10 protein-coding genes are annotated in these 11,806 nt (G+C 48.3%); all 10 read right to left on the bottom strand.

Annotated elements, in window-relative coordinates; translation table 11 throughout:
* Window positions 1-11: 11 nt before the first annotated feature.
* The gene (gene dxr, locus SAR116_RS02650; protein WP_013045385.1) at window positions 12-1,214 is read right to left on the bottom strand and encodes a 1-deoxy-D-xylulose-5-phosphate reductoisomerase; all 1,203 of its coding nucleotides are present in this window, start codon (window positions 1,212-1,214) and stop codon (window positions 12-14) included.
* Window positions 1,215-1,226: 12 nt separating this feature from the next.
* Window positions 1,227-1,988, bottom strand: coding sequence for a phosphatidate cytidylyltransferase (locus SAR116_RS13155; protein ID WP_013045386.1), 762 nt, complete (start codon window positions 1,986-1,988; stop codon window positions 1,227-1,229).
* Window positions 1,988-2,737, bottom strand: a complete 750-nt coding sequence (gene uppS / locus SAR116_RS02660) for a polyprenyl diphosphate synthase (protein ID WP_013045387.1) — start codon at window positions 2,735-2,737, stop codon at window positions 1,988-1,990. Before uppS ends, SAR116_RS13155 begins: the two co-directional genes overlap by 1 nt.
* A gap of 77 nt (window positions 2,738-2,814) precedes the next feature.
* Window positions 2,815-3,372 (bottom strand): ribosome recycling factor, encoded by a 558-nt coding sequence (frr, locus tag SAR116_RS02665; protein ID WP_013045388.1) that lies wholly within the window; start codon window positions 3,370-3,372, stop codon window positions 2,815-2,817.
* A 44-nt stretch (window positions 3,373-3,416) separates the two neighbouring features.
* A complete protein-coding gene (pyrH, locus tag SAR116_RS02670) occupies window positions 3,417-4,103 on the bottom strand; it encodes a UMP kinase (RefSeq protein ID WP_049757567.1) in 687 nt (228 codons plus the stop codon).
* 70 nt (window positions 4,104-4,173) lie between these two features.
* On the bottom strand, window positions 4,174-5,091 hold the full coding sequence (tsf, locus tag SAR116_RS02675; protein ID WP_013045390.1) for a translation elongation factor Ts: 918 nt from the start codon (window positions 5,089-5,091) through the stop codon (window positions 4,174-4,176).
* A 92-nt stretch (window positions 5,092-5,183) separates the two neighbouring features.
* The gene (rpsB, locus tag SAR116_RS02680; protein ID WP_013045391.1) at window positions 5,184-6,047 is read right to left on the bottom strand and encodes a 30S ribosomal protein S2; all 864 of its coding nucleotides are present in this window, start codon (window positions 6,045-6,047) and stop codon (window positions 5,184-5,186) included.
* A 208-nt stretch (window positions 6,048-6,255) separates the two neighbouring features.
* Entirely contained in the window at window positions 6,256-9,717 is a 3,462-nt protein-coding gene (gene dnaE, locus SAR116_RS02685) for a DNA polymerase III subunit alpha (RefSeq protein WP_013045392.1), read from the bottom strand.
* A 108-nt stretch (window positions 9,718-9,825) separates the two neighbouring features.
* A complete protein-coding gene (locus SAR116_RS02690; protein ID WP_041860726.1) occupies window positions 9,826-10,527 on the bottom strand; it encodes an ABC transporter ATP-binding protein in 702 nt (233 codons plus the stop codon).
* The gene (locus tag SAR116_RS02695) at window positions 10,520-11,776 is read right to left on the bottom strand and encodes a lipoprotein-releasing ABC transporter permease subunit (RefSeq protein ID WP_013045394.1); all 1,257 of its coding nucleotides are present in this window, start codon (window positions 11,774-11,776) and stop codon (window positions 10,520-10,522) included. Before SAR116_RS02695 ends, SAR116_RS02690 begins: the two co-directional genes overlap by 8 nt.
* Window positions 11,777-11,806 lie beyond the last annotated feature (30 nt).

Consider the following 11,806-nt stretch of genomic DNA (forward strand, 5'->3'; position numbering starts at 1 on the left):
GACAGATAACATTACTGCCCTTTAATTTTTTCAACAAGAACCGTAGCCACACGCCGCGCCTCGTTATCAACAGCGATGACAGCGTCAAGCGTGTTAATGTCACCATCTATATTGGTGGCTAGGCTATCTGCAACAATAGTGGCAATAGACGAAAAACTAATGTGACCGGCTAAAAATGCGGCCACAGCCACTTCATTGGCACCGTTTAGAATGGCCGGAGCAGTTCCGGCTTGTATTAAAGCGTTCTGTGCAAGAGCAAAGCATGGAAACCGATCCGGCTCAATAGGCAGAAATTCGAGTTTACCAAGCGCAACAATGTCCAATGGTTCCGGATCCCAGTTCAACCGACCAGGCATTTTCAGCGCATAAGAGATTGGCACCTGCATATCAGCAGAGGATAACTGGGCAATTATTGATCCATCGCGAAAATGAATCATACCGTGAATTATAGACTGGGGATGAATAACCGCTTCAATTTGTTCGGCAGGCAGATCAAACAGAAAATGCGCTTCGATGACTTCAAGTCCCTTATTCATCATTGTTGCGCTATCAACCGAAATTTTGCGCCCCATTTCCCAATTAGGATGCGCTACTGCATCTTGCGGCGTAATAGATGCAAATTCATTCAACGCGCGGGTTAAAAATGGGCCACCCGATGCTGTTAGACAAATCTTCTGAATCGATGACATGCCCTCATGAACGTCATTGCCATCAAGACGTTCCTGCCATCCATGCCAACATTGAAAAATAGCACTATGTTCACTATCAAGCGGAATGATCCGTGCCCCATTTTTTGCCGCAACCTGGCTGATCACATGACCTGCCGAAACCAAGGACTCTTTATTAGCCAACCCAATGGTCTGGCCTGCTTCGACAGCTTTCATCATTGATGGCAAACCAGCCAAGCCAACAATACCAGCAATAACGATATCAACCTTTATGGCGGCTAAATCCTTACATTCAGCATCGCCCGCAACAATCTTTATTTCGGAACCTAGCAGACGTTCAGCCAGACGCGCCTGCTTGGTGGCATCAGCAATACCGACAACATCTGGGGTGAATTCGAGCGCAAGATCGGCAAGCTTTTCAACATTTGAGCCGCCAACAAGGGCCTTAATGCGAAACAGGTCAGGATTTTGTCGCACCAAAGCCAGCGTATTATCGCCAATGGAACCTGTCGCCCCAAGAATGGTGATGACCGAATGTGATGACATGCCGAACCTTTATTAAATAAAAAACACCAACGCGACTATCGGTAAGGTGAGAAGATATCCGTCAAACCGATCAAGTAAACCACCATGTCCCGGGATAAGCCGGCCACTGTCCTTTACACCCATTTGCCGTTTTACACTGGACTCAAACAAGTCGCCAAGCTGAGCCAGACACCCAATTATGCACCCAAAGCCAAAAGCTACAACCGATGTCAGACCGAACATACCCGCAAAGATAAAATACAGTATGCCAGCCGCCAGAACACCGGCAATAGCTCCAGACACTGTTTTATTCGGGCTGATCGACGGTGCCAATTTTGGCCCACCCACACGTCTTCCAACGAAAAATGCTGCTATGTCACAAGCAGCAACAACAGCACAAACAGCCAACAGCATATATTGCCCGTTCTGGTTGTTGATAATCACCTGAGCACTGACACCGCACAAGGATGTAAGGCCAACGAAAACGGCTAATGGAAACGATTTTTGCCACATTAGCAAAACCATCATAGCTGTGATCACTGCCAAGATTAACCGCGTATCAATGACCATAAGCCATAGTGGCATACCCACAAAGGCAAACAGGACAAGCACTATAAACGTAAAGGGCTTGGCCAAATCAACCAACCGGCTAAATTCCAACCCCATAAGAATGAAAGCCAGCCACACAATCAAAGATGCAATTTTAGCATCAAACCAAACAAGGACTATAATCGGAACAAGGGTAGCAAACCCAACAAGGCGCTGAGCCAATGGGGAAAGCGACGAAAATGTCATCAAGTGGTGTCGCTTGATGCAGAGCTGAGGTTTTTGTCATTGTCAGCATAATTGCCACCAAAGCGACGCTCTCTATTATTGAATTCGGTAATTGCAACTTCTAGATCAGAGGCTTTGAAATCGGGCCAATATGTATCGCTGAAATATAATTCAGCATAGGACAGATCCCACAACAGGAAGTTTGAAATACGCTTTTCACCCCCAGTGCGGATAAGCAAATCAACTGGCGGCAAAACTGCCGTCTGCAAACGTGACTTCAAGAAATCGTTATTTACCAACTTTGGGTCAATAACTCCTGCTGCCACCTCTTCGGCAATTTGACGCGTAGCTTGCGTGATGTCCTGCTGGCCGCCAAAATCAAGTGCGATGGTTAGATTAAGGCCTGTGTTTTCAGCCGTCAAAGTCTCTGATTTGCTGATAAGCTGCTGCAAATCTGTAGAAAAATTACCTCTATTACCAATGACACGTAGGCGGATATTATTATGTATCAATTCTTCGATTTCACGCATTAGAAATAGGCGCATTAATTTAAGCAAACCAGACACTTCAGGTTCAGGACGGCTCCAGTTCTGAGCAGAGAATGCAAACGCCGTCAGCCAGCGGATCTGGCCTTGAGGTGCCGCACGACAAACATCCTTAAGCGACTCAGCGCCCTGATTGTGCCCACGAATAATGTCAAGCCCGCGCCCTTTTGCCCAACGCCGGTTGCCATCCATTATTATTGCTGTGTGATGCGGTGTTTTTACCATTTTTAAACCCGTTTTGGTAGTTTTCCAAAATTCAAATGGCTATATCCAAAGCAAGGATTATAGCCAATAGGTTGATATTATACCTGCGTTATCTCTTTTTCTTTATTGGCAAAAGCATCATCAATTTTTTTAACATATTCATCAGTTGTTTTTTGAATGTCACTTTCGAGTCCATGGCGTTCGTCTTCAGACATCAAACCTTCTTTTTCGGCCTTGCGAACACTTTCAATACCATCACGGCGAACATTGCGGATAGCGACACGAGCCGCTTCTGCATAGCGGCCTGCAACTTTGACCATATCTTTCCGGCGTTCTTCGGATAAATCAGGGATTGGCACACGAATGAGCGTACCTTCGGCCATCGGATTTAGACCGAGATCAGACTCACGAATGGCTTTTTCAACAGACGCGGTCATGGACGCATCCCACACGGTCACCGTTAGCAAACGTGGCTCAGGTGCCGAAATATTACCAACCTGACTCATCGGCATCTTAGAGCCGTAAGCGTCAACCATAATAGGTTCAAGCATTCCCGTCGATGCACGACCAGCCCGAAGCCCCATGAATTCAGTTTTCAGACTGGCAAAACCGCCTTCCATCCGACGTTTCATATCTTCGATGTCAAAATCAGCCATTTCCCCTACCTTTAGCTAAATTAAAGTCCGATGCCATTCATTGGTCAGTGCACGATGGTAAACTTGCCCTGATGCCGCAATACGCTAGCAAACCCACCTGCGCTTTCAATAGAAAAAACAAGGATGGGTATATTGTTCTCGCGCGCTAAAGAAATAGCAGAAGCGTCCATCACCCGCAAATCATCTGAAAGCACCTGCAAGTAGCCAAGTTCGTCATAGCGCTTTGCATTTTTATCTTTTTCTGGATCAGCCGAATAAACGCCATCAACACGCGTACCTTTCAGCAAGGCATGACAATTCATTTCGGTGGCGCGTAAAGCGGCGGCGGTATCCGTAGTAAAAAATGGATTGCCGGTTCCAGCTGCAAAGATCACAACACGGCCTTTTTCAAGATGCCGCGTTGCCCGACGACGTATATAAGGTTCACAAACAGCACTTATTGGCAATGCCGACATGACCCGCACAGGAACGTCCAACTGTTCAAGCGCGTTTTGCATGGCAAGGGCATTCATAACCGTTGCCAACATGCCCATATAATCACCAGTCGCGCGTTCCATACCCGCGGCGGCACCAGACACGCCCCGGAAAATATTACCGCCACCAATGACAAGGCATACCTCGACACCCGTGGCGATAACGTCTTTTACCTCTATGGCGACTTTGCTAACCATTTCAGGATCAATACCATATGAACGTCTGCCCATCAGAGATTCCCCTGAAATTTTGAGCATCACACGTTGATATTTCAAATCCGTTACGGTTTCGCTATCTGTTGCCAAGGCTAACTCCTGTGTTTTTCACTTAGGAAAGTTGTGCAGCAACTTCCGCCGCAAAGTCTGACTCTTCGCGTTCAATACCTTCACCAAGATTAAACCTTACAAATGCCTTAAGGGCAATGTCTGCACCGGCATCTTTACCTGCTTTGATGATGACATCTTCGATCCGAGTTTCACCATCAATAACGGACGTTTGCTCAAGCAGAACGACTTCCTGATAGTATTTTTTCATCCGACCTTCGACCATTTTTTCGGCGATTTCCTGAGGCTTGCCAGAGGCTTTGGCCTGTTCGATCAACACGTCGCGCTCACGCGCAACCATATCGGCATCAAGATCATCAACTGATAAGCTAGCTGGCGATGTTGCCGCTATATGCATGGCTACCTGCTTACCCAAACCATTCAACACATCAGCTGATGCGCTTGATTCCAGAGCCACAAGAACGCCAATACGGCCAAGACCGTCAGCTGTCGCATTATGCATATATGAAACGACAGAGCCGCTGGAAACCGATACTTTTTCCATACGACGCAGTGACATATTTTCACCAATCGTTGCAATCTTGTTGGTCAGTTCTTCCGAAACGTTACGACCTGTATCCGGGTAATCCAGCGTCTTAAGCGATTCAATGTCTGAAGCGCCAAGCGCAAGCAAACCAAGATTTCTGGCGAAATCCTGAAACTCGGTGTTACGCGCGACAAAATCGGTTTCTGCATTGAGTTCAACAATCGCACCTGACGTGCCATCAACAGCAACGGCAACCAAACCTTCAGCCGCTACACGACCTGATTTTTTAGCAGCCGCCGCCAAACCCTTTGTCCGCAACCAGTCAATTGCCGCGTCCATATCGCCACCGGTCTCGCCGAGAGCTTTTTTACAATCCATCATACCTGCGCCAGATTTTTCGCGCAGTTCCTTAACTAGTGCAGCCGTCACACTCATTTTGCTATCCTTATATGCAAAGTTGTTAAAACCATTAGCCCGCAATATGCAAGCAAAGCTGTTTTCCCCACTGTGGGGAAAACAGATGTTTGTTATTCTTTGGCAACTGTGTCTTCAGCAGGTGCCGCCGTTGCCGCATCTGCGGCAACTTCAGCAGCCACCTCAACAGGTGCTTCTTCGGCAGGTGCTTCTTCGGCTGGTGCTTCAAGAGCCACCTCGACAGGCGCTTCGACAGCCGCACCAACATCACCACCACTTTTCATCAATTCGGTCTGCAAACCGTCAAGGACAGCACCTTGAACCAGCTCGCAATAGAATGTGATGGCACGCATGGCATCGTCATTACCCGGGATCAGGTAATCAACGCCTTCCGGACTGGCATTACTATCAACAACAGCGACGACCGGAATATTGAGACGGTTAGCTTCCTGAACCGCAATGGCTTCTTTATTCGTGTCGAGGATAAACAGGATGTCAGGCAGACCGCCCATTTCCTTAATACCGCCAAGTGTGCGTTCAAGCTTTTCCTGTTCGCGAGTTAGCTGTAGAATTTCTTTCTTGGTCAGCTGGTTAATCTCGCCACTTTCCATACGGGCTTCAAGATCACGCAAACGACGGATCGACTGGGATACAGTCGCCCAGTTTGTCAACATGCCACCAAGCCAGCGATGATTTACATAATATTGTCCGCAGTCACGGGCTGTTTCAGCGATCTTTTCAGACGCGGCGCGCTTTGTGCCAACAAACAGCACACGGCCACCCTTAGCAGCCACATCACTGATTGCCTTTAAGGCGTGATGCAGCATTGGGACAGTCTGCTGGAGATCAAGGATATGCGTTTTGTTGCGCTCACCGAAAATAAACGGTTCCATACGCGGGTCCCAACGACGGGTGCTGTGACCGAAATGAACGCCTGCTTCAAGCATTTGGCGCATAGTAAAAGTAGGGAGAGCCATGTTATTTACTCCTGTTCTCCGGTTAAACCTCCATGAGGGAAATGAAAGGCATATGCCTTCACCGGATGGCCTGAAGCATGGATTTTGCCATGCCGGACCGCCCTCATGTGTGAATTGAGGTGAGATGTATCGCCTTATCCATGAAAAAGCAAGCCAGAAAGCCGCATTTATCAGCCAAACAAGAATAATATTTTCAATCTGAATGAACCTAAAGGTCGCGGACTTCAAGGACCCCCGGAATACGACGCAAATTCTGGCGCAATTCACCACTCAGCTTGAAACGACCTGCCAATGCGACGCGCACATCATGCCCATCGACAGTGAAATGCAACTTGACCTCGGCCTTGCCAGGCCCATCATCACGTAAAGCCGATTTAAGCTGTTCAAGCGGTTTGTCATCGCGGATCCATAAGCCAACCCCGCCATGCCATGCCGCAACAGCATCATCAAGCAACTGTACACGCGCAGCTAGTAACCGAGGCCCATTTTCTTCAACTTTTAGATTAGCAGAAACCAGCAATGGCTTGTCATCATTTAATAAATCTGAACTATTAGACAACACATCAGAAAAGAAAGTTGTTTCAAAGACACCTGTCTGATCAGTGAATTGGACAAAGGCGAATTTGTTGCCACGTTGTGAAACACGCACCTGTTTACCGGTGATTGACCCCGCCAGATTAACGCGTTGCGGTGGCCGTCCAGCCTCGATTTGACGGTTTAATTCACTAGCCGTGATAATGCGCAGTTTTGCAAGCTGGTTGCCATATCCATCAAGCGGATGTGCTGACAGATACAGACCCAGCGCGTCAAACTCTTCTTTCAGACGATCCATTGGCACCCAGTCTTCACATGGGGTAAGCCGCAATGAACTTGCCATACTATCGGTATCGTCACCAAACAGATTATTCTGGTTTGATTCCTTGTCACGTCGGAGGGTTTCGGCATGTGCCAATAGATAATCGATGTTGTTTAATAGCTCGTGGCGATTGGCATGAAGACAGTCAAGCGCCCCTGCCCGCACCAGATTTTCCATCTGCCGCCGATTGCTGGCATCACGAGGCAGACGTTCAAGGAAATCCATCAAATGTTCAAATTTTGAACCTGCGTCACGCTTTTCGGTAAGCCGCGCCATAGCTTCGGCGCCCACATTCTTTATCGCTCCAAGCGCATAGCGAATAGCCAGCTTATCATTGTCAGATTCGGGATGATTATTGTCAGGCTCCACGCGAAAACCGGCAAAGGAATGATTGACGCAAGGCGGCTTGATTGTGATGCCCTTTTGCTGGCATTCCTGACGGAATACAGCCAGTTTTTCGGTATTACCCGCATCAAGCGCCATCGACGCGGCCAGAAACTCGACTGGATAATTAGCCTTGAGATAAGCGGTCTGATAAGACACAAGCGCATAGGCCGCGGCATGCGATTTATTGAAACCATAGCCAGCAAAGGCCGCAATCGTATCAAAAATGTCTGAGGCCAGTTTTTCAGATATCGCATTATCAACAGCGCCATTAACAAAGGTTGCCCGTTGAGCATCCATTTCGGCTTTAATTTTCTTGCCCATCGCGCGACGTAGAATATCAGCTGCGCCAAGCGTATAGCCAGCTAGCACCTGCGCGGCTTGCTGTACCTGCTCTTGATAGATCATGATGCCATAGGTTTCGTTCAGGACTGGTTCAAGATCAGGGTGCATATAGGTAATCTGCGACGGATCATGCTTACGCGCTACATAGTCAGGGATATTCTCCATCGGCCCCGGACGATAAAGCGCCACCACCGCAATGATATCTTCGAAACGGTCAGGCTTCAGGCCACGCAGAACATCCCGCATACCAGCTGATTCCAACTGGAATACGCCAACGGTGTCACCAGCTGACAGCATTTCAAAGGTTTTGATATCATCAAGCGGTATGGCATCCAGATTAATTTCAATGCCACGCTGGGCAATAAATTCAACCGCACGCTGAAGAACGGTCAGCGTTTTCAGCCCCAAAAAGTCAAATTTAACCAGACCAGCCTGTTCAACCCATTTCATATTGAACTGGGTTACCGGCATGTCCGAGCGTGGATCCCTGTAGAGCGGCACAAGATCAGCCAAAGGACGGTCACCAATGACCAAACCCGCCGCATGTGTCGAGGCATGTCTGTAAAGACCTTCTAGCGACAATGACATATCAATCAGATCAGCAACCTGTTCATCCTGATTGCGCTCGGCACGAAGATCAGCTTCGCTTTCCAGCGCCTGTGCTATGGTGGTGGGATTGGCCGGATTATTGGGAATTAATTTGGCGATGCGATCCACCTGCCCATAAGGCATTTCAAGTACACGGCCAACATCCCGCAAAGCCGCACGCGCCTGTAATGATCCAAAGGTAATGATCTGGGCAACGCGGTCTTTACCATATTTTTCCTGAACATATGTGATGACTTCATCACGGCGATCCTGGCAAAAATCGATATCAAAATCAGGCATAGACACACGTTCTGGATTCAAAAAGCGCTCAAACAGCAACCCCCACCGGAGTGGATCAAGATCCGTGATTGATAACGCCCACGCCACCACCGAACCAGCACCAGACCCCCGCCCCGGCCCTACAGGAATAGCCGCGTTCTTAGCCCATTGGATAAAATCAGCAACAATCAGAAAATAGCCTGGAAACCCCATCTGATTGATGACACCAAGCTCAAAAGCCAAACGATCTTGATACGGTTTGGCTATATCAGCTTTTGCAGCAGCATCCATGTCATCGCTATAGACATAACGTTCCAACCTGTGCGCAAGGCCATCTTCAGCCTGTCGTGCCAGCGCAACATCTTCGGTTACATCTGTGCCAGCCGTAAAAGCAGGCAGGATCGGCGCCCGTTCAGGCGACATATAGCTACAACGTTTGGCGATGGTTACAGTATTTGCAATTGCTTCTGGAATATCTACAAATAAATCAGTCATTTGTTTGCCTGATTTAAAGTAATGGTTAGGTGAATATTTGATCCGGTTTTCTTCGGAAACCTTACGCCCTGTTCCAATACAAATCAGCGCATCATGTGGACCAGCCATCTTAGGTGAATCAAACCGGCAATCATTAGTGGCGACCAGTGGCAGATCAAGATTATCGGCTAATGCGACAAGTATCGGTTCAGCCACCTGCTCAGCACCTAGGCCATGTCTTTGCAGTTCGATATAGACACGCCCCTGCATGATCGTGTTCAAAGCCTGCAAACGTGATTTGGCCAGCGATTGGCGACCATCTGATGCTGGCAAGCCGACGAATCCGTCCATCACACCGCCGGACAGCAAAATCAGCCCTTCAGATCGTGCTGCCAAGGCATCAAAGTTACAATGCGGGTTGGCGTTTGCCTCTGAATTCAGCAAAGCGTCAGATAAGAGATGGGAAAGATTTACGTAACCCGTTTCATTCTGCGCCAGCAAAACAACTTCGCCTGTACCCTGACTGTCAGTGATATTGAGCTGAGCGCCCATAATGGGCTGAACGCCCACATTGACCATAGCCTTGGAAAATTCAAGCGCCCCAAACATATTGTTGGTGTCAGTGATGGCCGCAGCAGGCTGGGCATCTTCAGACACAAGCCGCGCAAGATTCTTGATTCGCAAAGTCGATTCGGCCAGTGAATAGGCTGTATGCAAGCGAAGATGGACAAAATTGGTGGGCATTTAACACCTGTATCATGGCTGGAACAGCCAGCATAAACCATAGTGACATAAGCGCAATGGACTGGCGCTTAGTTGCCTCAATATTTTTTAAAATAAGGAATAGAAAGATCAGTTGATAGTTTCGATGACACCGTTTTTTAGCGTCAAAATGCTGTCCATTTCATGCGCTAGCTGTTGATTATGCGTAACCACCAAGGCCGCTGTATTGGTGCCATGCACAATCGCCGATAGATGTTCAAAAACACCTGCCGCCGTAACCGGATCAAGATTACCCGTTGGTTCGTCAGCCAGCAGAACGCGCGGTGCATTGGCGACTGAGCGTGCGATGGCAACACGTTGCTGTTCACCACCCGATAGTAAGCCCGGACGATGGCTATCACGATTCATGAGGCCAACCATCTGTAATAATTGTTCAGCGCGTGCGGCTGCTTCGTCACGGCCAAGACCATTCAGCATTTGCGGTATCATGATATTTTCAAGCGCCGAAAATTCAGGAAGCAGACGGTGAAACTGGAACACAAAACCAATATGCGTGCGGCGTAACTGGCCTCGCTTACGGCGCCCAATCTTATCTGTTTGATGACCAGCTATGGTAACGGTGCCACTTGTTGGCGTTTCGAGAAGACCCGCGATATTCAGCAAGGTTGATTTGCCTGAACCCGAAGGCCCGATAAGCGCTTTCATTTCCCCTGAGGCTACCGTTAAACTAGCGTCACTAAGAATTTCCAGTTTGTTTTCGCCTTGCGTATAGTTCTTGGTCACCTTGTCGAGTGACAACATTGGCATTCGGCTTTGGTCCTGTCTATTCATAGCGCAAAGCCTCTGCCGGGGCGATGCGTGTTGCCCGCCATGCTGGGTAAAGACTAGCAATGAAAGATAATGAGATAGCCATGACAATCACCATTAAAACTTCCTGCGAATCAACCTTAGCCGGTAAATTTGATAGGAAATAAATTTCAGCGGCAAATAGTTCGGAACCGGTCATGCCTTCGAGAAACTGTTTAATAGCGTCTATTTTCCAACAGAACAGCATCCCCAGAACAGACCCAATGGCCGTGCCAACGACGCCTATGCTGGCACCTGTCATCAGGAAAACCCGCAAAATGGATCCCCCGCTTGCGCCCATAGTTCTCAGTACAGCAATATCAGCGTTCTTTGAGCGTACCAGCATAATCATTGATGATACGATATTGAAAGCCGCGACCAGAATGATCAGCGTCAGAATCAAAAACATAACATTACGCTCGACAGCTAGCGCGTTCAAAAAGCTCTTATTTCTATCAAGCCAGTCAAAGGCACGGAGGTTTTTAGTCAGAGTGCTGGCAATTGTCGCCCGGTAAAAGGCTATGTTCTGCGGATCATCAACATAGATTTCAAGCCCCGATACCGACGTGGGCAGACCCAGAAATTCACCTGCGACATCAAGCGGCATAAAAATGAAGCTAGTGTCATATTCATGCATGCCAACATCAAAAATGCCTGCAACCTTGAAACTACGACGTGTTGGCAAGGTGCCAAAGGCGGTGGCTTTACCACGCGCCGTGGTCAAGGTGATTGTACCGCCTGGCACTATACCGGTCTTGAACGCCATGGTTTTGCCAATCAACACGCCACCATCATCGCGAAAGCTGGCTATGGCCTTATCATCAAGTGAGTCCCATAAAGGCTTGCGCGCCGCAAGATCAGACCAGCGTACACCGCGAATAACGGCACCAAGGCTAACCGCATTTTTGGTCGCCATGACCTGACCTTCGATCTGAGGTGTTACCGCAATTACACCTGGCATATCAGTGATTGAAAGTGCCAGATCATCATAGTTTTTAATGCCATTCCCCTCGGTACTATAGATAGCCACATGACCATTAAGACCAAGAATGCGATCGACAAGTTCGGCGCGAAATCCATTCATTACCGACATCACAATAATCAGCGTGGCCACGCCAAGGGTAATACCCGCCAGTGAAAACCAGGCAATAACCGAGATAAACCCTTCAGCCCGACGCGCCCGCATATATCGAAGCGCAAGCATCCGTTCAACCGGAGAGAAAAATAAAGCCATTAGACGGTTTCCAATTCAGAGGATAGGTGA

This window comes from Candidatus Puniceispirillum marinum IMCC1322 (assembly GCF_000024465.1).
GTDB classification, from domain to species: Bacteria; Pseudomonadota; Alphaproteobacteria; order Puniceispirillales; family Puniceispirillaceae; genus Puniceispirillum; species Puniceispirillum marinum.